The 20,347-nt window shown below is 70.8% G+C and carries 18 protein-coding genes, 1 tRNA gene and 1 pseudogene; 8 read left to right on the top strand and 12 right to left on the bottom strand.

Annotated elements, in window-relative coordinates:
* The 3 genes from ACTIFU_RS14405 to ACTIFU_RS14395 form a co-directional block, all read right to left on the bottom strand.
* Positions 1–382: hypothetical protein (locus tag ACTIFU_RS14405; protein WP_439579007.1), on the bottom strand; the 382-nt coding region annotated here is incomplete at its 3' end.
* 68 nt (positions 383–450) lie between these two features.
* The gene (gene pyk / locus ACTIFU_RS14400; protein WP_439579006.1) at positions 451–1,884 is read right to left on the bottom strand and encodes a pyruvate kinase; all 1,434 of its coding nucleotides are present in this window, start codon (positions 1,882–1,884) and stop codon (positions 451–453) included.
* An 11-nt stretch (positions 1,885–1,895) separates the two neighbouring features.
* Positions 1,896–3,143: a glycerate kinase type-2 family protein gene (locus ACTIFU_RS14395; protein ID WP_439579009.1), complete on the bottom strand. Its 1,248-nt coding sequence runs from the start codon at positions 3,141–3,143 to the stop codon at positions 1,896–1,898.
* A 127-nt stretch (positions 3,144–3,270) separates the two neighbouring features.
* Here ACTIFU_RS14395 and ACTIFU_RS14390 point away from each other — a divergent pair, with 127 nt between their 5' ends.
* Positions 3,271–3,582, top strand: coding sequence for a DUF1244 domain-containing protein (locus ACTIFU_RS14390; protein WP_439579005.1), 312 nt, complete (start codon positions 3,271–3,273; stop codon positions 3,580–3,582).
* A 70-nt stretch (positions 3,583–3,652) separates the two neighbouring features.
* On the opposite strand, the gene ACTIFU_RS14385 is transcribed toward ACTIFU_RS14390, so the two are convergent.
* The gene (locus tag ACTIFU_RS14385) at positions 3,653–3,778 is read right to left on the bottom strand and encodes a hypothetical protein (protein WP_439579004.1); all 126 of its coding nucleotides are present in this window, start codon (positions 3,776–3,778) and stop codon (positions 3,653–3,655) included.
* Positions 3,779–3,924: 146 nt separating this feature from the next.
* Here ACTIFU_RS14385 and ACTIFU_RS14380 point away from each other — a divergent pair, with 146 nt between their 5' ends.
* The gene (locus ACTIFU_RS14380) at positions 3,925–5,325 is read left to right on the top strand and encodes an amidohydrolase family protein (protein WP_439579003.1); all 1,401 of its coding nucleotides are present in this window, start codon (positions 3,925–3,927) and stop codon (positions 5,323–5,325) included.
* A 51-nt stretch (positions 5,326–5,376) separates the two neighbouring features.
* Positions 5,377–6,375: a Bug family tripartite tricarboxylate transporter substrate binding protein gene (locus ACTIFU_RS14375; RefSeq protein ID WP_439579002.1), complete on the top strand. Its 999-nt coding sequence runs from the start codon at positions 5,377–5,379 to the stop codon at positions 6,373–6,375.
* Between the two features lie 3 nt (positions 6,376–6,378).
* On the opposite strand, the gene mobA is transcribed toward ACTIFU_RS14375, so the two are convergent.
* Together mobA and ACTIFU_RS14365 are read right to left on the bottom strand one after the other, a co-directional pair.
* Positions 6,379–7,029, bottom strand: coding sequence for a molybdenum cofactor guanylyltransferase MobA (gene mobA / locus ACTIFU_RS14370; protein ID WP_439579001.1), 651 nt, complete (start codon positions 7,027–7,029; stop codon positions 6,379–6,381).
* Positions 7,016–7,900 carry a formate dehydrogenase accessory sulfurtransferase FdhD gene (locus ACTIFU_RS14365; protein ID WP_439579000.1) on the bottom strand — a complete coding sequence of 295 codons (885 nt, stop codon included), beginning with the start codon at positions 7,898–7,900 and terminating at the stop codon, positions 7,016–7,018. The genes mobA and ACTIFU_RS14365 overlap by 14 nt, the downstream gene beginning before the upstream one ends.
* Before the next feature lie 52 nt (positions 7,901–7,952).
* Between ACTIFU_RS14365 and ACTIFU_RS14360 the strand changes: the two genes are divergently transcribed.
* From ACTIFU_RS14360 to ACTIFU_RS14350, 3 genes are all read left to right on the top strand, one after another.
* Entirely contained in the window at positions 7,953–8,732 is a 780-nt protein-coding gene (locus ACTIFU_RS14360; protein ID WP_439578999.1) for an SDR family NAD(P)-dependent oxidoreductase, read from the top strand.
* 62 nt (positions 8,733–8,794) lie between these two features.
* On the top strand, positions 8,795–9,787 hold the full coding sequence (gene mutT, locus ACTIFU_RS14355) for an 8-oxo-dGTP diphosphatase MutT (RefSeq protein WP_439579008.1): 993 nt from the start codon (positions 8,795–8,797) through the stop codon (positions 9,785–9,787).
* Positions 9,788–9,805: 18 nt separating this feature from the next.
* Positions 9,806–10,579 carry a competence/damage-inducible protein A gene (locus tag ACTIFU_RS14350; protein ID WP_439578998.1) on the top strand — a complete coding sequence of 258 codons (774 nt, stop codon included), beginning with the start codon at positions 9,806–9,808 and terminating at the stop codon, positions 10,577–10,579.
* Here ACTIFU_RS14350 and arfB read toward each other — a convergent pair.
* The 6 genes from arfB to ACTIFU_RS14320 all read right to left on the bottom strand — a co-directional run bounded on the left by arfB (position 10,576) and on the right by ACTIFU_RS14320 (position 19,707).
* Positions 10,576–11,013 carry an alternative ribosome rescue aminoacyl-tRNA hydrolase ArfB gene (gene arfB / locus ACTIFU_RS14345; RefSeq protein WP_439578997.1) on the bottom strand — a complete coding sequence of 146 codons (438 nt, stop codon included), beginning with the start codon at positions 11,011–11,013 and terminating at the stop codon, positions 10,576–10,578. The two genes, ACTIFU_RS14350 and arfB, sit on opposite strands and share 4 nt — an antisense overlap.
* Before the next feature lies 1 nt (position 11,014).
* Positions 11,015–11,977, bottom strand: a complete 963-nt coding sequence (locus ACTIFU_RS14340) for a D-2-hydroxyacid dehydrogenase family protein (protein WP_439578996.1) — start codon at positions 11,975–11,977, stop codon at positions 11,015–11,017.
* A gap of 58 nt (positions 11,978–12,035) precedes the next feature.
* Positions 12,036–16,583: a glutamate synthase large subunit gene (gene gltB / locus ACTIFU_RS14335; protein WP_439578995.1), complete on the bottom strand. Its 4,548-nt coding sequence runs from the start codon at positions 16,581–16,583 to the stop codon at positions 12,036–12,038.
* A gap of 11 nt (positions 16,584–16,594) precedes the next feature.
* Positions 16,595–17,098, bottom strand: coding sequence for a hypothetical protein (locus ACTIFU_RS14330; RefSeq protein ID WP_439578994.1), 504 nt, complete (start codon positions 17,096–17,098; stop codon positions 16,595–16,597).
* Positions 17,099–17,103: 5 nt separating this feature from the next.
* A complete protein-coding gene (locus ACTIFU_RS14325; RefSeq protein WP_439578993.1) occupies positions 17,104–18,546 on the bottom strand; it encodes an NAD(P)-dependent oxidoreductase in 1,443 nt (480 codons plus the stop codon).
* Positions 18,547–18,750: 204 nt separating this feature from the next.
* Positions 18,751–19,707: a complex I NDUFA9 subunit family protein gene (locus ACTIFU_RS14320; RefSeq protein ID WP_439578992.1), complete on the bottom strand. Its 957-nt coding sequence runs from the start codon at positions 19,705–19,707 to the stop codon at positions 18,751–18,753.
* A 125-nt stretch (positions 19,708–19,832) separates the two neighbouring features.
* Between ACTIFU_RS14320 and ACTIFU_RS14315 the strand changes: the two genes are divergently transcribed.
* Together ACTIFU_RS14315 and ACTIFU_RS14310 are read left to right on the top strand one after the other, a co-directional pair.
* Positions 19,833–19,919, top strand: a tRNA-Leu gene (locus ACTIFU_RS14315).
* A 23-nt stretch (positions 19,920–19,942) separates the two neighbouring features.
* Positions 19,943–20,347: pseudogene (locus ACTIFU_RS14310) on the top strand (ribonuclease D); the annotation flags it as partial.

Here is a 20,347-nt window from a genome sequence, read left to right as displayed (position 1 = left end):
GCTGGCAGCGATAGAACACGCGCGCCTGGGCGATCTCCATGCTCGTCCCATGGCGCTCGATCACCAGCGGCCGGATCCCGCCCGGGACCCGCCGATACTGCACCACATCGCCCGGACGCAGCGGTGCGTCGCCGTTCTCCACCTTCCGCACGACCATGCCGATGCGGTCGGCCTGGATGACGAAGTCGACCTCGGCCATCAGCAGCCGGCGGCCCCCCTCGCGCCACTCCAGCGTATCCGCGCCGACGACATGACGCAGGCTGGTCGCGGCGCAGGAGAGATCGGGCGAGAAAATCCCGCGGAGGTCGGACGGCGACTCTGCCGCTGCGGGCAGCGCGACCGCGACCGCAATCAGCGCGGCAGCAAGACTGGATCGAGACACAGATGTTCTCCCGGACCGTGCGGGCCGGCTGCCGCCGGCCCTTGCGGAAGTCTAGCGCATCCAAGTGCTCAGGGCATCGTGGCGATCCGGAGCGCGTTCGTGGTCCCCGACGTGCCGAACGGCATCCCGGCGACCACGACGATCTCCTCGCCGGCTGAAGCGAAGCTCTCCTGCGCGGCGATGCGGAGCGACTTCGCCACCGCCTCGCTCATGCTGTGCGCGTCCGCTGTCACGATCGGATAGACGCCCCATACGACGCAGAGCCGCCGCGCCGTCTCCTCGCGCGGGGTGAGGCCGAGGATCGGCGCGGCTGGGCGCTCACGGCTGATCCTGAGCGCGGTCGAGCCCGACATGGTGAAGGTCGCGATCGCCTCCGCGCCGATCGTGAAGGCAACCTGGCGCGCCGCGGCGACGATCGCGTCCGCCGAGCTGCGCTCGGGAAGCTGGCGCGTGGCCTCGACGATCTCGCGATAGGTGGGATCGGCTTCGACGCGCGAGACGATCCGGTCCATCATCGCCACCGCCTCGCGCGGGAAGCTACCGGCCGCGCTCTCGGCCGAGAGCATGACCGCATCGGCGCCGTCGAACACCGCGGTCGCGACGTCGGACGCCTCGGCGCGCGTCGGTGTCGGCGTCGAGATCATGCTCTCCAGCATCTGGGTCGCCACCACCACCGGCTTGCCCGCCGCGCGGCACGCCTTGACGATCTTCTTCTGCGCCAGCGGCACGTTCTCGGGCGGCAGCTCGACGCCGAGATCGCCGCGCGCCACCATCACACAGTCCGACAGCGCGACGATCTGGTCGAGCGCCTCGAGCGCGGAGGGCTTCTCGAGCTTGGTCATGATCCAGGCGCGGCCATCAATGATCTGCCGCGCCTCGGCGACGTCCTCCGGGCGCTGCACGAAGGACAGGCCGACGTACTCGATGCCGTGCTGGAGCGCGAAGGCGAGATCGCGGCGGTCCTTCTCGGTCAGCGCCGGGATCGGCAGCGTCACGTCCGGCACGTTCACGCCCTTGCGGTCGCTCACCGCGCCGCCGACCACCACCTCGCATTCCAGGTGATCGGCGCGCTTCTTGTCGACACGCAGCTTCACCTTGCCGTCGTCGATCAGCAGGGTCGAGCCGATGCCCGCGGCCTTGATGATCTCCGGGTACGGCAGCTGCACGCGCCCCGCATCGCCCGGCACCGGCGAGAGGTCGAGCCGGAAGCGCGCCCCCGCCGGGAGCTGGACGAGTCCGCCGCGGAAGGTGCCGACACGCAGCTTCGGGCCCTGCACGTCGGCGAGGATCGCGATCTGCCGGCCGCTCCGCTTCTCGAGCGTGCGGATCGCCTCGATGCGTGCGGCGTGATCCTCGTGCGAGCCGTGGCTGAAGTTCAGCCGGAACACGTCCGCCCCGGCGTGGAAGAGCTGGCCGATCATCTCGGGCGTGGACGAGGCGGGGCCGAGGGTCGCGATGATCTTGGTGCGGCGATGGCGGCGCAGCGCGGGCTTCTGTCGCATCGGTGCCTCCGTCACGCAACCAGAACGGCGCGGATGTCGTTCACGTTGGTCAGCGTCGGCCCGGTGACGACCAGGTCGCCGAGGGCGGCGAACAGGCCGTAGCTGTCGTGGCACGCGAGCACCGTCGCCGGGTCCAGCCCTGCCGAGCGGGCGCGCGCGAGCGTATCCGGCGTGATGATCGCGCCGGCCGCGTCCTCGGTGCCGTCGATCCCGTCCGTGTCGCCCGCGATCGCCCAGACGCGCGGCTCGCCCTTCAGCGCGAGCGCAAGTGCCAGCAGGAACGTCGTGTTGCGCCCGCCACGCCCGGCCGCCCCCTTGATCGTCACGGTCGTCTCGCCCCCCGAGAGCAGCAGGCAGGGCGGTCGCGCCGGCGTGCCATGGGCGCGGCAGCCGCGCGCGATCCCGGCCATGACCGTGCCGAGCACCGCGCTCTCGCCCTCGATCGCGTCACCCAGGATCAGCGGCGCGAGGCCGAGCGCGCGCGCCTTGGCCGCGGCCGCCGCGAGCGCCATCTGCGGCGTCGCGATCATGCGGTATTCCGCGCCGGCGAGGCGCGCATCACCCGGTTTGGGCGTCTCCTCCTCGGCGCGGTCGAGATGCGCGGCGATCTCGGCCGGCACCTCGATGCCGTAGCGGTCGATCAGCGCGCGCGCATCGGCGAAGCCGGTCGGGTCGGGCACGGTCGGGCCCGAGGCGATCACCGCCGGGTCGTCGCCCGGCACGTCGCTGATCGCGAGCGTCACCACGCGCGCGGGGTGCGCGGCGGCGGCGAGGCGTCCGCCCTTGATCGCCGAGAGATGCTTCCGCACGCAGTTCATCTCATGAATCGTGGCGCCGGAGTGCAGGAGTGCGCGGTTCACCGCCTGCTTGTGCGCCAGCGTCAGCCCCGGCGCCGGCAGCGCCATCAGCGCCGAGCCGCCGCCCGAGATCAGCGCCAGCACGAGGTCGTCGGGCCCGAGCCCCTGCACCGCGGCGAGGATGCGCCGTGCCGCCGCCTCGCTGCGCGGATCCGGCACGGGGTGTGAGGCGCTCAGCACCGCGATCGAGCGTGTGGGGACCGCGTGGCCGTCGCGCGTCACCACCACCCCTTCGACCGGGCCGTCCCACGCCGCCTCGACGGCTTCCGCCATCACGGCCGCCGACTTGCCGGCGCCGACCACGACAGTGCGGCCGCGGGGACGCTCCGGCAGATGCGCCGGCAGCACCTGCCTGGGGTCTGCGGCGGCCACGGCCGCGTCGAACACCGCGCGCAGCGCCATGCGCGCCTCGGCGTCAGTCCAGGACCCCACGCTGCTCAGCCCTCCCTCCACCACGTCGTGCCGAGTATGGCGAACACGGGCGGGGCACGCCATCTATGCCCCGACACGGAGCCGAAGGAGAAGCCGCATGGCCGCACCCGAGATCGATCCCGCCACCTGCACCGAACTGGAGGCTGCGGCATTCCGCCGCCTGGTGGAGCATCTGCGCGCGCGCGCCGATGTGCAGAACATCGACATGATGAACTTGGCGGGATTCTGCCGGAACTGCCTGTCGCGCTGGTATCGCGAAGCGGCCGAGGCCAAGGGGATCGCGCTCGCCGACCCGGATGCGCGCGAGATCGTCTACGGCATGCCGTACAAGGAGTGGCAGGCGAAGCACCAGAGGGAGGCGAGCGCCGAGCAGAAGGCCGCCTTCGCTAAGGCGCACCAGGGGCACTGACACACGTCCGGGCCGCGGCGATGCCGCGGCCCTCAGCCGAATGTCGTGCGGCGCCGAAGCCGCGCCCGGCTCAGAGCCGGACGCCGCTGGTCGTGAACGCCGCCTCGGCGCTCTGCTGGAAGGTCTGGTCCAGCAGATACCAGGCGCCCACCGCAAGCCCGGCGGCGACGATCACGGCGACGATGAATGCCTTCATGGCTGGCCGTCCACTCCCTTGCCTTCGCGATGTCATGCGCCGTTTCCCGGCGGTTTTCAAGCATCGGCGCCGCCCTGCCGACCGCCTCGCATGGACAGCGCGCCGCCTCCCTGGTGTGCTGCGCCGCTGCAGCGAAGGAAGCCGCCATGGAGCCCACCGTCATCACCCCGCGCTGGATCTGGAGCGCCGAGCACGGCCTGCGTTCCGGCCACGCCGTGGTGGTCGCGGATGACCGGATCGCCGACATCGTCCCCGGCGTGCCGAGCCTTGATGCCGAGCGGATCGACGCGCCCGACGGACTGCTGATCCCAGGGCTGATCAACCTGCACAACCACGCGCTGAGCGCGCCGCTGTTCCGTGGCCTCGCCGATGACATCGCACCCGGCGACCTGCCCGGGCACATCGTGTTCAGCCTGCTGATGCCGCTCGGCGACCTAGCCGCCTCGCTGATGACCGAGGAGGAGATCGGCGATGCCGCGGAGATGGCGCTGCTCGCGGGGCTGCGCGGCGGCATGACGACGCTGCTCGACGTGTTCCGGCTCACCCAGGCGCCGTTCATCGCGCGGGCGCATCGGCTCGGCCTGCGCAGCTACTCGTGCCCCTACCTGTTCTCGACACCCGGGCTCGCAATGACCTCGGACGGCCGACCGCTCTACGGCACGAACGAGTCCGCCGATACCGGCTTCGAGGAGATCCTGGCGCTGTTCGCCGCGCACGACGAAGGCCGGCACGGGCGCACGCGCGTGGGCTTCGGGCCGCACGGGGCGGACAGCTGCACGCCGGCGCTGCTGCGCGCGATCGACGCCAAGGCGCGCGAGCTCGACACCATCGTCTCGATCCACTGCGCGCAGAACCTGCACGAGGTCGAGCTCGTGCGCGAGCGGCACGGCTGCGCGCCGGTCGAGCATCTGCGCGACCTCGGGCTGATCCGTCCCGGCGTGGTGCTGGCGCACTGCATGTACGCGACCGATGCCGAGCTCGAGATCACGCGCGCCGAGGCGGCAGCGATCGCGAGCTGCCCGCTCGCCTTCGCGCGCTCGGGCCGGTTCGTGCCGCTGGCGCGCTTCGAATCGAGCGGCGTGCGGTTCGGCATCGGCACAGACGGCGTGACCCTCGACATGGTGGACGAGCTCCGCGCGGCGGCGGCGTTCGCCAAGACGCAGTCCGGCCTGCCGCATGCCGGCTCGGCGAGGTCCGTGCTCACGGCGGCGACGCGCGGCGCCGCACTCGCGCTCGGCCGCGACGATCTCGGCGCGATCCTGCCCGGCGCCAAGGCCGATCTGGCGCTGTTCGATCTCGGCGGCGCACGCTACCAGCCGGTCTGGGATCCGCTGAAGGCGCTGATCACCAACGGCAGCTCGGCCGATCTGGCACTGCTGATGGTCGACGGGCGCGTGCTGATCCGCGATCGTCGCGTCGTGGTGGCCGACGAGGCCTCGGTCGTTCGGCGCGGCCGCGCGGCGATCGAGCGTGTCTGGGAGGCGGCGATCGCCCGCGGCGCCGTCCCCGCTCCGATCCTCGCGCGCGCGGGCCGCGCGGCGCATTGACGCGACCGTCAGGCGCCGCGCATGGTTTGCACACCGAAGAGGGAGAGATGGATGGCCCGCATCGCACGACGCGGATTGGTCGCCGGCATGGCTGCCGGGCTCGCCGTTCCCGGGCTTCTCCGCGCGCAGACGGCACGGCGACCACTCCGCATCATCGCGCCGTTCCCTCCCGGCGGAGCGGTCGATTCGCTCGCGCGGCTGCTTGCCGATCGCCTGATCAGCGTGCTCGGCCAGAACGTGGTGGTCGAGAACCGCAGCGGCGCGGGTGGGCTGATCGGCGCCGAGGCGGTGGCGAAAGGGCCGCCCGACGGTACGCTGATCGGCATCATCGGCGCCGCGACGATCTGCGCCGCGCCCGTCCTGCAGGCGACCATGACCTTCGATCCGGTGCGCGACATGCGGCCGATCACCCAGATCACGGACGCCGCGGTCCTGCTGGTCGTACACGGCGAGCGGGCGCGCGAGCGCGGCTGGACCGACCTGCCGGCGACGATCGCCTGGGCCAAGGCGAATCCTGGTGCACTGCGTATCGCCCATGCCGGCGTGGCGACGGTGAGCCACCTTGCGCTGTCCGCGCTCGCGACCGCCGCGCAGGCGGAGATCACGCAGGTTCCGTATCGCGGCGGCGCCCAGGCAACCACAGATCTCGTCGCCGGCGAGGTGGACGGCTCGGCCGACCTGCCGGCCGCGCTTGTTCCTCACATCGAGGCGGGGCGCGTCCATCCGCTGGGCGTGAGCAGCCGGCGGCGCCTCTCGCTGCTGCCGCGCGTTCCGGCGTTTGCGGAGTACCCGCAGCTCGGCCTCGGCGAGATCGACATCCGAAGCTGGAACGCGATCATGGTGCCGGCGGCGACGCCGGATGCCGAGGTCCATCGTCTCTACACCGCGATCCGTCGCGTGGCGACGCATCCCGAGTTCGCCCCCGCGCTCCGGCCGTTCGGCTACGACGTCGCGCTGAGCGCCAGCCCCGAGGCGGCGGCGCAGATGATCGCCGACGAGACGCCGAAGTGGCACCGCCTGGTCGAAATCTCCGGCGCGAAGGTAAACTGACGGCTACAGCGCCGGATGGGCGGCGAGCAGCGCCGCCGCCTCCGCGAGGTCCTCGGGCGTGTTGGCGTTGAAGAACGGATCGACCGGCGCGGTCTCCCAGTCCGCACAGGCGATGCCGTGCCGTGCGGTCCAGCGGTCGATCTTGCGCTCGTTCTCGACCACGAGCGCATGGCGCAGATCGGCGCGCAGCGCGACGGGCCAGAGCCCGATCGGCGGGTGGGTCTGACCGTCGGAGCGTGCGCAGGCGAGCGGCAGCTGGGCGGCTGCGCGCGCCGCGTGAAGTCGTGGCACGAGATCCTGCGGCAGGAACGGGCAGTCGGTCGGTGCGCTCGCCAACCAGGCGATGTCCGGCACCTCGCGCGCGGCCCAGTCGAGCGCGGCGAGGATGCCGGCGAGCGGCCCGGCGAAGCCCGGCACATCGTCCGGAACGATCGGCAGGTCAAGGAAGGCGAGCCGCGCCGGATCGCCGTTCGCGTTGACGATCAGCCCCGCGCATTGCGGGCCGAGCCGCTCCACCGCCCGGGCGAGGATCGTCTCGCCGCCGACGCGCTTGAGCCCCTTGTCGCCGCCGCCCATCCGCCGCGCGAGGCCGCCCGCGAGCAGGACGCCCAGGGTGGGCGGATGAGGGACGGGCGGCTGCTCACGCGTCGTCACGCGCGCCCTTGCGGCGGTGCTTCGCGCTCTCCTCCTCGACGAAGCCAGGATCGAGGTCGAACAAGATCCGGTGCTCGCCGGCCAGGGCAAGGAAGCGCTTGCCGCGCGCGCGCCCGATCAGGGTCAGCCCCGCCTGGCGTGCGAGCTCCACCCCCCAGGCCGTGAAGCCCGAGCGGCTGACCAGGATCGGGATGCCCATCTGCACGGTCTTGATCACCATCTCGGAGGTGAGCCGCCCAGTCGTGTAGAAGATCTTGTCCGCCGGATCGACATGGTGACGGAACATGTAGCCGGCGATCTTGTCCACCGCATTGTGCCGGCCGACATCCTCCATGTAGACGAGCGGCGTGTCCTGCCGGCAGAGCACGCAGCCGTGGATCGCGCCGGCCTCGAGATAGAGGCTCGGCATGGTGTTGATCGCGTTTGTCAGCCTGTAGAGCCAGGACGTGCGGAGTTCCGCTGCAGGCAGGCGGAGGCGCTCGAACCGTTCCACCAGGTCGCCGAACGCGGTGCCCTGCGCGCAGCCCGAGGTGAGCGTCTTCTTCCTCAGCTTCTCCTGATAGTCGGTCGTGCGCGCCGTGCGCACGACGACGACCTCGACGTCCTCGTCGTACTGGACGCCCGTGACCTCGTCGTCCGGACGCAGCATGTTCTGGTTGATCAGGTAGCCGAGCGCGAGGTACTCGGGGTAGTCGCCGATCGTCATCATCGTGACGATCTCCTGGCCGTTCAGGTACAGCGTCAGCGGCCGCTCGACCGTCACGCTGGTCTCGACGGCCGAACCGGTGTGGTCTATCCCGCGCACGCGCTGCGTCAGGCGTGGGTCCGACGGGTCGGGGACGATCAGCGGGACATCCGCGGTGGTCTCCATGATCCGAAGATGCGACTCTCGCCAGTCCGCTGCAAGGTTTGGGGGAAACGCCATGGCAGATCGGCTGCTCGGCAAGGTGGCGCTGGTCACGGGCGCGGCATCGGGCATCGGCCGGGCCATCGCGCTGCGCTTCGCCCGCGAGGGCGCGATCGTGGTGATCGCCGACATCACCGAGACGGTACGCGAAGGCGGTGAGGCGACACGCTCGATCATCGAGCGCGAGGGCCGACCCGTGCTGTACCGCAAGACCGACGTCTCGGACGAGGCGGAGGCCGGCGCGGCGGTCGGCGCGGCGGTGCAGCGGTTCGGGCGCCTGGACATCCTGGTCAACAACGCGATCGGCTCGCGCGGCGGCCGGCTCACCGAGACGACGCTCGACGAGTGGAACGCCACCCTGGCGGTCGGCATCACCGGCGTGTTCCTCATGAGTCGCGCGGCGGTGCGCCAGATGCTGACGCAGGCCGCGGGCGAGGAAGGGGTGCGCGGGCGCATCGTCAATATCGGCAGCCAGCATGGCATGGTCGCCGCGCCGGAGGATGTCGCCTACGGTGTGGCCAAGGCCGGCACGAACTACATCACGCGCCAGATCGCCGTGGACTATGCGAAGGACGGGATCGTTTGCAACGCGGTCGCGCCGGGCAAGATCCTCACGGGCAAGACCGGCCGCGCGGTCGAGCCGCGCTGGCTCGACTACAGCCACGCGCGCACGCCCTGGCCCCGGCTGGGCCGCAGCGAGGACGTCGCCAACGCCGCGCTGTTCCTCGCCTCCGACGAGGCGACCTACATCACCGGCGAGGTGCTGGTGGTCGACGGCGGCTGGATGGCGTATTGAACCGCGGGGGCGCCTCCGCCGCTGCTGTGGACCATGCAGGGGCCGCCCGCTACACCCCGCCCATGCCCGCCGCCGAGTCCGACGCTGGCTTCGCGCCGCTGCTGAGCGAGCGGCTGCGCCTGCGTGCCGTCACGGTCGATGACGCCGCGGCGCTGCACCGGCTGATCAACGACTGGGACGTCGCGCGCATGCTGGGCGGCGTGCCGTTTCCCTATCCGCGCGAGGAACTCGCGGCCTGGATCGCGGCCGCGGCGGCCGATCTCGCCGCCGGCCGAGCATGGCACCTGGTGATCACCGGCCGCGAGGAGGAGCATCCGGTCGGCGTGGTCGGGCTCAGCCGCGAGGACGCGCGCAGCGCCCGGCTCGGCTACTGGATCGGGCGGCGCTACTGGGGGCACGGTGTCGCCTCCGAGGCGGCCGGGCGGATGGTGCAGTTCGCGTTCGGCCGGCTCGGGCTCGACACGCTCACCGCCTATGTCGCCGACGACAACGATGCCTCGGCGCGGGTGCTCGCCAAGCACGGATTCCGATTCACGCACGAGGCCGAGCACGATTTCCGCTCGCGCGGCGGCGCGTTCCCGGTGCGCTGGTTCCGCCTGACGCGCGCCGACGTCATGCGGGCCTCGGGTCATGGTGAGGCCACGCCTGGCACCAAGCGGCCGATTGTGCTGGTCGCGGCAGTGGCGCTGATCGACGCCGACGGCCGCGTGCTGCTCGCGCGCCGTCCCGAGGGCAAGGCGCTCGCGGGGCTCTGGGAGTTTCCCGGCGGCAAGCTGGCGGAGGGCGAGACTCCGGAGGCGGCGCTGATCCGCGAACTGAAGGAGGAGCTGGGCATCGATGTTTCGGCCGCCTGCCTGGCGCCGTTCGCGTTCGCGAGCCACGCCTACGAGACCTTCCACCTGCTGATGCCGCTCTATCTCTGCCGGCGCTGGCAGGGCGAGCCGACGCCGCGCGAGGGTCAGGAGCTCGCCTGGGTTCGGCCGATGCGGCTCGCCGAGTACCCGATGCCGCCGGCGGACGTGCCGCTGGTGGCACAGCTTCGCGACTTCCTCTAGCCCCGCCTGGAGTCCGGAATGACCGCAGACGACCGCCCCACCGCCGCGCTGATCATCATCGGCGACGAGGTGCTGTCGGGGCGCACGCAGGACGTCAACCTGAAGTACATCGCGACGCGGCTCGGCGAGCTCGGCATTGCGCTGCGCGAGGCGCGCGTGATCCCCGACGACCGGGCGGTGATCGTCGCGGCGGTGAACGAGCTGAGGCGCGCCTGCAGCTCTGTGTTCACCACCGGCGGGATCGGACCCACGCATGACGACATCACCAGCGAATGCGTCGCCGAGGCGTTCGGCCTGCCGTGGGAGCCGCACCCGGAGGCATGGGCGCTGCTGGCGAAGGACTACGCGAGCCGCACGCCACCGGTGGAGTTCAACGCCGCGCGCCAGCGCATGGCGACCATGCCGCGCGGCGCGGCGCTGATCCGCAACGCGGTCTCGGTCGCGCCCGGGTTCCGCGTCGAGAACGTCTACGTGCTCGCCGGCGTGCCGAAGGTGATGCAGGCCATGTTCGAGGCGATCGCGCCGACGCTTACGGGTGGGCGGCCAACGATCAGCCGCACGGTACACGCGGCGCGCGCGATGGAGGGCCAGATCGCTGCCGGGCTCGGTGCAATCCAGGCCGACAGCCTCGGCGTGGCACTCGGCAGCTACCCGTACTATCGCTCCGCCGGCGGCGGCGTGGCGATCGTCGCGCGCGGGATCGACGTCGCGGCGGTGGATACGGCGGCCGCGAAGGTGCGCGCGCTGTTCCGCGAGCTCGGCTTCGAGCCGCGGGAAGGCGAGCCGGACTAGTCCGTCGTCGGCCTGGCGCGCAGCGCCTTGGTGCGCCCGCGCAGCACCTTTCCTTCGACGCGCCGCTGCTTGGAGGCGCGCGTCGGCCGCGTCGGCCGGCGCGGCACGGGCGGTTCCGCCGCCTCCCGCAGGATCGCGACGAGCCGGTCCAGCGCGTCGGCGCGATTGCGCGGCTGGTCGCGGAAGCGCTGCGCAGCGATCACGATCACGCCCTCGCGGGTAAGCCGCCGCCCGGCGATGCGCGCGGCGCGCGCCTTCACCGCCTCAGGCAGCGAGGGGCTGTGCGCGAGATCGAAGCGCAGCTCGACGGCGGAGGAGACCTTGTTGACGTTCTGGCCACCCGGTCCACCGGCACGCACGAAGGTCTCGATGATCTCGTCGCGATGGATCGCGACGCCGGGCGCGATCGCGATCGCCTCGCCGGCCTCGGCCACGTCACGCCGCGCGCAAGAGGCGCACCGGCGCGCCCGCGCGCCACGCCCCAATGCACTCAATCATGTCCTCATAGAAGACCCGATAGGTGCCCTCCGTGACGAAGCCGAGATGGGGCGCGAGCACCACGTTGTCGAGCGTGCGCAGCGGGTGATCGGCGGGCAGCGGCTCAACGTCGTAGACATCGAGCCCGGCGCCGGCGATGCGCCTCTCGCGGAGCGCGGCGATGAGCGCCGCCTCGTCCACGATCGGCCCGCGCGAGGTGTTCACGAGGACCGCGGACGGCTTCATCAGCGCGAGCTCGGCCATGCCGACCAGACCCTGCGTGCGCGCGCTGAGCACCATGTGAACGGAGACGACATCCGCCTCGCGGAACAGCGTCTCGTGGTCGGCGTAAGCGACGTCGCCGGAAGCGGCGCGCTCGGGGGTGAGGTTCGGGCTCCAGGCGATCACGCGCATGCCGAGCGCGGCGCCGAGCTGCGCCATGCGTCCGCCCATCCGCCCGAGCCCCAGGAGCCCGAGCGTGCGGCCGTGCAGCGTCATCCCCACCGTACGCTGCCACAGCCCCGCCCGCATGCCGCGATCCTCGAAGGCGAGGTGGCGCGCGCAGGCGATCATCAGCCCGAGCGCGAGCTCGGTGGTGCCGTAGTAGGAGTCGCCCCCGCGTGTGTGCGTCACGGTGATGCCGCGCGCCTCGGCTGCGGCGAGGTCGAGCGTGCGGTTGTGCGCCCCCGTCGCCACGATCAGCTTCAGCTTGGGCAGGCGGGCGATCAGCTCCGCCGGCACGGCCATGCGCTCGCGCAGGAGGCAGATCACGTCGAACCCTGCCAGTGCCTCCGCCGCCTCGCCCACGCTCGCAAGATTGCGGCCGAACACCGTGACGCGGCACTCGGCGTCCAGCCGCGACCAGTCGGCCATGGACAGCGCGACGCGCTGGTAGTCGTCCAGCACGGCGATCTCGATCATCGGGCGATCCTTCCGGGACGGTAGCACGCCCGCCCCGTGGCCGATCGTCGGACCGGGGTCAATCCCCCGCCGCGGCAAGCTCGGGCTCGGCCGCGATCGGCACCGTCAGGTACTTGACGTAGTCCTTTGGAACAACCTGCCAGAACCGGCCCCTCTCGCGCGCCCAGTCGTTCAGCAGCGAGGCGGCGAAGCGCGAGCTCGTCTCGGCCGCGTGCACGGTCACGAGGTTGCGCACCACCTCGTCCCAATGCGGGTGGGCGATGCGCTGCCACAGCACATGCTCGGGGTTGATGCGCGCCTCGAGCACCTCCTCGGGGTCGTAGACGAACGCCATGCCGCCGGTCATGCCGGCCGCGAAGTTGTCCCCGACCGAGCCGAGGATCACCGTGGTGCCGCCGGTCATGTACTCGCAGCCGTTCGACCCGCAGCCCTCGACCACCGCGGTGGCACCCGAGTTGCGCACGGCGAAGCGCTCGCCCGCCTGACCGGCCGCGAACAGGTAGCCCGCGGTCGCGCCATACAGCACCGTGTTGCCGATGATCGTGTTCTCGTTCGAGTGCAGCGTCGAGGAGGGCGGCTGGCGCACGACGATGGTGGCACCGGAGAGGCCCTTGCCCACGTAGTCATTGGCATCGCCGAACACTTCGAGCTTCAGCCCCCGCACCGCGAAGGCGCCGAGCGACTGCCCGGCCGAGCCGCGCAGCCGCACGGTGATGTGGCCGGGGGCGAGGCCCTTCATGCCGAAGCGGCGCACGATCTTCGACGACAGCTTCGCGCCGATCGTCCGGTAGGTGCTGCGGATGTTGTACTGGAGCTGCATCTTCTCGCCGTCGCGGAACAGCGGCGCGGCGTCGGCGATCATCTGCGCGTCCAGGGTCTCCGGCACCTCGTTGCGACCCTCAAGGGTACAATGCGCCGCATGCGGACCGGCATCGGCCTGGACCAGGATCGGGTTGAGGTCGAGATCGTCCAGATAGGCGCCGCCGCGGCTGACCTGGTGCAGCAGGTCGGTGCGGCCAATCACGTCCGTGAGCCTGCGGAAGCCCAGCGAGGCGAGGATCTCGCGCACCTCCTCGGCGACGAAGCTGAACAGGTTGATCACCTTCTCGGGCGTGCCCTCGAACTTCGCACGCAGCGTCTCGTCCTGGGTGCACACGCCGACCGGACAGGTATTGGAGTGGCACTGACGCACCATGATGCAGCCCATCGCCACCAGCGACGCCGTACCGATGCCGAACTCCTCGGCGCCGAGCATCGCCGCCATCACCACGTCGCGCCCGGTCTTGATGCCGCCGTCGGTGCGCAGCCTGACGCGGTGGCGCAGCCTGTTCAGCATCAGGACCTGGTGCGTCTCGGAAAGCCCCATCTCCCAGGGCGCGCCGGCGTACTTGATCGAGGTCTGCGGCGACGCACCGGTGCCGCCGACATGGCCCGAGATCAGGATCACGTCGGCCATCGCCTTGGCTACGCCGGTGGCGATCGTGCCGATTCCCGACCGAGCGACCAGCTTCACGCAGACCGAGGCATCCGGGTTGATCTGCTTCAGGTCGTAGATGAGCTGGGCGAGGTCCTCGATCGAGTAGATGTCGTGGTGCGGCGGCGGGCTGATCAGCGCGATCCCCGGCGTGGAGTGCCGGAGCCTGGCGATGATCTCGCTCACCTTGAAGCCGGGCAGCTGGCCACCCTCGCCGGGCTTGGCACCCTGGGCGATCTTGATCTCGATCTCGCGGCAGTTGTTCAGGTACTCGGCGGTGACGCCGAACCTTCCCGAGGCGATCTGCTTGATCGCGCTGTTCGCGTTGTCGCCGTTCGGGCGCGGCTTGGCGCGCGCGGCGTCCTCGCCGCCCTCGCCCGAGTCCGAACGCGCGCCGATCCGGTTCATCGCGATCGACAGCGTCTCGTGCGCCTCGGGGCTGAGCGCGCCGAATGAGATGCCGGGCGAAACCAGACGCTTGCGGATCTCGGTGACGGACTCGACCTCCTCGACCGGTATCGGCTTGCGGCCCTCGGTCTTGAAGTCGAGCAGGTCGCGCAGGGCGATCGGCGGCAGCTTGCGGACGGCATCCGCGTAGCGCTTGTAGGTCTGGTAGCTGTCGGTTGCGACCGCCTGCTGGAGCAGGTGGATCAGCGAGCCGGCGAAGGCATGCGCCTCGCCGGAGCGGCGGAGCTTGTAGAGTCCGCCCACCGGCAGCGTCACCGCGTCGGTGCTCCACGCCTTCTCGTGCAGCGCAGCGACCTTGCGGGTGATGCCGTTGAGACCGATCCCCGAGATGCGGCTCTGCATGCCGGGGAAGAACTCGGCGACAAGCGCGCGCGACAGGCCGATCGCCTCGAAATTGCAGCCGCCGCGATACGACGACAACACGCCGATGCCCATCTTGCTCATGACCTTGAGCAGGCCCTTGTCCAGCGCCTTCCGGTAGCGCTGGACCGCGGTCTTGAGCGGCATCTCGCCGAATAGCCCGCGGCGATGACGGTCGGCGATGCAGTCCTGTGCGAGCCACGGGTTCACCGTGGTCGCGCCGACGCCGATCAGCACCGCGACGTAGTGCACGTCGATCGCCTCGGCGCAGCGCACGTTCAGCGAGGTGAAGGTGCGCAGTGACTGCTTCACCAGATGCGTGTGCACACCGCCCGTGGCGAGGATCATCGGGATCGCGCAGCGCGTGGCCCCGACATGCTCGTCGGTCAGGATGATGTGCGCGGCACCGGCGCGCACACCCTCCTCGGCCTCGCGGCGGACGCGCTCGATGGCGCGGCGCAGACCCACTGCGCCTTCGGTCGGGTCGAAGGTGCAGTCCACCTCCACCGCGTTGCGGCCCATGTAGGCGCGCATGGCGCGGAACTCGGCGGTGGTGAGTACGGGGCTCTCCAGCTGAAGGAGGTCGCACTGAATCGCGTCCTCGTCGAGCACATTGCCGAGATTGCCGAGACGCGTCTTCAGCGTCATCACCCGCGTCTCGCGCAAGGAGTCGATCGGCGGGTTCGTCACCTGGCTGAACATCTGCCTGAAGTAGTGCGACAGCGGCCGGTACTGGTCGGACAGCACCGCAAGCGGCGTGTCGTCGCCCATGCTGCCCGTGGCCTCGTTCGCCTCCTCCACCATCGGATGGAGGATCATCTCGAGCTCCTCGAGGCTGAGTCCGGCCGAGACCTGCAACCGGCGCAGTGCCTCGCCCTGGAACTCGACCGGCTCGGCGGTCTCGGACTTGATCAGCGCGTCCAGATGCGTGGTGCGCTTTGTCCACGCGGCGAAATCCTCGCGCGCGGCAAGCATGTCCTTGAGTGCGCGGTCGTCGTAGAAGGTCGGCGCATCGAGATCGACGGCAATGCACTGCCCGGGTCCGACGCGGCCCTTGGCGATGATCTCATCCTCGCGCAGCTTCACCATGCCGGTCTCGGAGCCGACCACCAGCAGCCCGTCGCGCGTGATCGTGTAGCGCATCGGCCTGAGCCCGTTGCGGTCCATCCCCGCGATCACCCAGCGTCCGTCGGTGCCGCAGATCGCGGCCGGCCCGTCCCAGGGCTCCATCACCGCGTTGCAATAGAGGAACAGTGCGCGGTGGCGCTCCGGCATGGTCGCGTTGTTGCTGATGCTCTCGGGGATCATCAGCGCCTTGGCCATCGGCGCGTCGCGGCCCGCGCGCACCAGCACCTCGAACACGTTGTCGAGGATCGCGGTGTCCGACCCGCCGGCCTGGATCACCGGCTTGATGTCGTCCATGGAGGCGTCGAGCTCAGGCGCCGCGAGCCGCGTCTCGTGGCTCTTCATCCAGTTGATGTTGCCCGAGAGCGTGTTGATCTCGCCGTTGTGCGCGAGCATGCGGAACGGCTGGGCGAGCCGCCAGGTCGGGAAGGTGTTGGTCGAGTAGCGCTGGTGGTAGATCGCGAAGCGCGAGGCGAAGCGGGCGTCGAGGAGGTCGGGGTAGAACTCGGTCAGATGCTCGGCGAGGAACATTCCCTTGTAGATGATCGAGCGCGCTGACAGCGAGCAGATGTAGAGGTCGGGGATCTGCGCGGCGATCGCAGCCTTCTCGATGCGCCGGCGGATCACGTAGAGGTCGCGGTCCTGGACTGCGAGGGTGCGCTGCTCGGGGTCGAACAGCATGATCTGCTCGATCTCGGGCCGCGTCGCGTTCGCCTTCTCGCCGATGCAGGAGACGTCGATCGGCACCTGGCGCCAGCCATAGATGCCGTAGCCGAAGGCGAGGATCTCGGTCTCGACGATCTGGCGGCAGCGTTCCTGCGCGCCGAGATCGGTCTTGGGCAGGAAGATCTGGCCGACGATGATGCGCCCGGGCTTCAGCGTGTCGCCGCCGCGCAGCACGGCCTCGGCGAAGAAGTCGCGCGGGATCTCGACGTGGATTCCCGCGCCGTCGCCGGTCTTGCCGTCGGCATCCACCGCGCCGCGGTGCCAGACCGCCTTCAGCGCGTCGATCCCGGCCTGCACCACCGCGCGCGTGGGCTTGCCGTCGAGTGCTGCGACCAGGCCGACGCCACAGGCATCGTGCTCGGCGAGGTCGATCCCGGCTTCGGTCAGTCGGGCAGCGTTGGCGCGGAAGTCGCGGACGAACGTTCGGCCGTCGCCCTGCATCATGCCGTCCATGGTCGTTTCCCTCAGAACCGCAGTCCGCGCAGGCTCTGGTCGGATGCGCGTGCAGCCAGGGCCTGTTCGGCGATCTTGCGCAGCCACTCGCCGCTCTCACGATCGAGTTCGAAGCTGACGAGCTGCAACGCGCCCTCCATGCGCTGGTCGAGATTGAGTTCGAGGAAGCGCCGCATGATGTAGAGTTCCTCGGCCGTGAAGCCGCGCACCAGCGGCTGGACGCCGAGTGCGATCAGCTCGTCGAGCCGCTCGGTCACCGTCGGCACGATCGCGGTCTCGACCGCGCGGCGCACATCGTCCTCGCGCCCAGGGTTCTGCTGGTTCAGGTGCTGGCGCAGCCCCTCGGCCATGGCCGGCATGCCGTTCAGCAGCTGGTCGCGCAGCCCGGCGGCGAGCACGAGCGCCTTGGCCTCGGCCTCGGCGGTTGGCGCGACCTGGCCCGGCTGGACGACCTGCGCCGGCGCAGGGTGGGCGAGGCCAAGAGCGAGGGCCAGGATCAGGAGGCGATGACGCATGGTGCTCACTCCGCAGCGACGGCGAGGGGCCGCACGGCCCTCGCCTGAACGTAACGATGGATTTCGGTGGCGGCGTCGCGGCCATCGCGGATCGCCCAGACCACCAGTGATGCCCCGCGCACGATGTCGCCGGCGGCGAACACGCCGGGCAGGCTGGTCATCATGGTGCGGTGGTCGATCCTCAGCGTGCCCCAGCGCGTCAGCGCGAGCTCGGGCGCGCCGAACATGCCCGGCAGGTCCTCGGGATCGAAGCCGAGCGCCTTGATCACCAGATCGGCCTCGAGGGTGAACGATGAGCCGGCGATCGGCTCGACCTGCTGGCGCCCCGTGGCGTCGGGCAGGCCGAGATGCATGCGCACCGCGCGCACGCCGGTCACGTGCCGGTCGCCGAGGAAGGCCTCGGGCGCGGCGAGCCAGACGAACTCAACGCCCTCCTCCTCGGCGTGCCTCACCTCGCGCATCGAGCCCGGCATGTTCGCCCGGTCGCGCCGGTAGAGGCACTGCACGGAGGTGGCACCCTGGCGCACGGCGGTGCGCACGCAGTCCATCGCGGTGTCGCCGCCGCCGATCACCACGACGCGCTTGCCGGCGGCGTTCAGCCTTCCGTCATCGAACGCCGCCACGTCATCGCCGAGCCCCTTGCGGTTCGAGGCGGTGAGGTAGTCGAGCGCGGGCACGATCCCGGCGAGCCCGGCGCCGGGTCCGCCGATGTCGCGGGCCTTGTAGACGCCCGTGGCGATCAGCACGGCGTCATGGCGCGCGCGCAGCTCATCCAGGCGGACATCCGCGCCGACCACGCAGTTCTGGTGGAACACGATCCCGCCCGCGCGATACTGCTCCCAGCGGCGCAGCACGACCGGCTTCTCGAGCTTGAAGTTCGGAATGCCATAGATCATCAGCCCGCCGGCGCGGTCGTAGCGGTCGTAGAGGTGCACTGCGTAGCCCTTGCGTCGGAGCTGTTCCGCGGCTGCCATGCCGGCGGGGCCAGCGCCGATGATGCCGACGCTCTCGGGCAGTTCGCGCCCAGGTTTCGGCGGCGTGATCCAGCCGCGCTCCCAGGCGGTGTCGGTGATGTACTTCTCGACCGCGCCGATGGTGACGCTCTCGAAGCCCTTCTCGATGACGCAGTTGCCCTCGCAGAGCCGGTCCTGCGGGCAGATCCGGCCGCAGATCTCGGGGAAGGTGTTGGTCGCGGCCGCGACCTCGTAGGCCTCCTCGAGCCGTCCCTCGGCCGTGAGCTTCAGCCAGTCGGGGATGTTGTTGCCGAGCGGGCAATGCACCTGGCAGAACGGCACGCCGCACTGGCTGCACCGCCCGGCCTGCTCGGCGGCGCGCTCGGCGGAGAACTCGCGGTAGATCTCGTCCCAATCGCCCCGGCGGGCGGCCGCGTCGCGCTTGTCGGGCGTGCGCTGCGGCGTGGAGACGAATTTCAGCATCCGCTCGGCCATGGAATCCCCGTGATGAGCGCTGGGCGGTCCGGCGCGCGGCCCGAGCGGCGAGGAAGCGTTATAGGACCGCTCGGCTGGCTTGGCGAGGCGAAATCTGACTATAAGGTCCGAATCGGATCTTATTTTCAGCACTCTCGTCCTGATGCGTCCCGATTGCTCCGATTTGCCGACGAAGGCGAAGCTAAAAAGGCCGGAGCGGACGTATCACGCGGCTTCCGTCCGGGCCGCCCCGCGCCGCCCGAAGCGTGCGAGATACGACGGCACGATCGCCTCCACGGCCTTGGGCTGGACGCCGAGATCGGCGAGGGTCAGTGCATCCGGGGCAACGACGTTGTCCTTCTGCAGCAGCAGCAACTGGTCGCGCGTGAGCGGCGGGTTGGGCAGGAGCTCGAAAACGCGCGCCTGCATCCGCCCGACCGACCAGGGCAGCGGCAGCAGCAGCCGCCGTCGGCCGGTGACCTTCAGGATGTAGGCGAGCAGCTCGCGGAAGCTGTAGACGCGCGGCCCGCCGAGCTCGTAGGTGCGGCCCACGGCGTCGGCGCGGTCGAGCGCGGCCATGACCGCATCCGCGACATCGCCGACATAGACCGGCTGGAACTTCGTCTCCCCCCCACCATAGAGCGGCAGGGCAGGGACGAACTGGGCGAGGGCGGCGAAGCGGTTGAAGAACCCGTCCTCGGGCCCGAACACGATCGAGGGGCGCAGCACAGTGGCGCCCGGGAACGCCTCGCGCACCGCCTGCTCGCCCTCGGCCTTGGTGCGCGCGTAGGCGGACGGGCTCGCCGGATCGGCGCCGATCGCCGAGAGCTGCACCACGGCGCGCGCGCCTCCCACAGCCGCGGCCCGGCCGATCCGCCCGGGCGCCTCGCCCTGGATCGCCTTGAACGTCGCCTTGCGCGTCTCGTGCAGGATACCGACCAGGTTGATCACGACCTCTGCGCCGGAGACGACCGCGGCGACGCCCGCCTCGTCGGTCACCGACACGCCGATCGGCACGATCTGGCCCGGCGCGCCCATCGGCTTCAGGAACAGGGCCGCCTCGGGGTCGCGCACCGCCACGCGCACGATGTAGTCCCGCTCCGCCAGCCGCTTGACCACGTAGCGGCCGATGAACCCCGAGCCGCCGAACACCGTCGCGACCTTGCGTCCGCCCGCCTGCATGACCCGCTCCCGCGAAGCTGATTGCGCCTCTGCATTAGGGGCTGGCGCGGCCCGCCACAAGGCGCGCGGCGGCGTTGACGCGCGGGGTGGCCGGCGCTAATGCTCCGCGCCTCGCCGCACCCGGAGCCCAGGTGGCGGAATTGGTAGACGCGCAGGTTTCAGGTACCTGTGGCCGCAAGGTCGTGGAAGTTCGAGTCTTCTCCTGGGCACCACCTCCCTCGGCTGCGCACCCCGCATGGACACGCTGTTCTTGAGCGCAGCCACCATCCACCTGCACCAGCACGACCTGCCCGAGGACCTCGATCTCGGCCCCGTGGTGGCGGTGGACACCGAGACGATGGGGCTCAACCCGCACCGCGACCGGCTCTGTCTGGTGCAGCTCTCCGCCGGCGACGGCACCGCGCATCTGGTGCAGCTGATCCCCGAAGCGCTCGGTGGCCGCGGCTATGACTGCCCCAACCTGAAGGCGCTGCTGGCGGACCCGGCACGGCTGAAGCTGTTCCACTTCGCCCGCTTCGACGTCGCGGTGATCCGCCACGTCCTCGGCGTGGACGCCACCCCCTGCTGGTGCACCAAGATCGCCGCCAAGCTCACCCGCACCTTCACCGACCGGCACGGGCTGAAGGATCTCTGCCGCGAC

The organism is Elioraea sp. (assembly GCF_051860475.1).
GTDB lineage: Bacteria > Pseudomonadota > Alphaproteobacteria > Acetobacterales > Acetobacteraceae > Elioraea.
This window is presented reverse-complemented; position numbering and strand designations above follow the sequence as displayed.

Excerpts from the sequence above, each read along its gene's own strand:
- pyk (WP_439579006.1), bottom strand. The coding sequence starts at position 1,884 with ATGCGACAGAAGCCCGCGCTGCGCCGCCATCGCCGCACCAAGATCATC.
- ACTIFU_RS14395 (WP_439579009.1), bottom strand. The coding sequence starts at position 3,143 with ATGGCGCTGCGCGCGGTGTTCGACGCGGCCGTGGCCGCCGCAGACCCC.
- ACTIFU_RS14390 (WP_439579005.1), top strand. The coding sequence starts at position 3,271 with ATGGCCGCACCCGAGATCGATCCCGCCACCTGCACCGAACTGGAGGCT.
- ACTIFU_RS14385 (WP_439579004.1), bottom strand. The coding sequence starts at position 3,778 with ATGAAGGCATTCATCGTCGCCGTGATCGTCGCCGCCGGGCTTGCGGTG.
- ACTIFU_RS14380 (WP_439579003.1), top strand. The coding sequence starts at position 3,925 with ATGGAGCCCACCGTCATCACCCCGCGCTGGATCTGGAGCGCCGAGCAC.
- ACTIFU_RS14375 (WP_439579002.1), top strand. The coding sequence starts at position 5,377 with ATGGCCCGCATCGCACGACGCGGATTGGTCGCCGGCATGGCTGCCGGG.
- ACTIFU_RS14365 (WP_439579000.1), bottom strand. The coding sequence starts at position 7,900 with ATGGAGACCACCGCGGATGTCCCGCTGATCGTCCCCGACCCGTCGGAC.
- ACTIFU_RS14360 (WP_439578999.1), top strand. The coding sequence starts at position 7,953 with ATGGCAGATCGGCTGCTCGGCAAGGTGGCGCTGGTCACGGGCGCGGCA.
- mutT (WP_439579008.1), top strand. The coding sequence starts at position 8,795 with ATGCCCGCCGCCGAGTCCGACGCTGGCTTCGCGCCGCTGCTGAGCGAG.
- ACTIFU_RS14350 (WP_439578998.1), top strand. The coding sequence starts at position 9,806 with ATGACCGCAGACGACCGCCCCACCGCCGCGCTGATCATCATCGGCGAC.
- ACTIFU_RS14340 (WP_439578996.1), bottom strand. The coding sequence starts at position 11,977 with ATGATCGAGATCGCCGTGCTGGACGACTACCAGCGCGTCGCGCTGTCC.
- gltB (WP_439578995.1), bottom strand. The coding sequence starts at position 16,583 with ATGGACGGCATGATGCAGGGCGACGGCCGAACGTTCGTCCGCGACTTC.
- ACTIFU_RS14330 (WP_439578994.1), bottom strand. The coding sequence starts at position 17,098 with ATGCGTCATCGCCTCCTGATCCTGGCCCTCGCTCTTGGCCTCGCCCAC.
- ACTIFU_RS14325 (WP_439578993.1), bottom strand. The coding sequence starts at position 18,546 with ATGGCCGAGCGGATGCTGAAATTCGTCTCCACGCCGCAGCGCACGCCC.
- ACTIFU_RS14320 (WP_439578992.1), bottom strand. The coding sequence starts at position 19,707 with ATGCAGGCGGGCGGACGCAAGGTCGCGACGGTGTTCGGCGGCTCGGGG.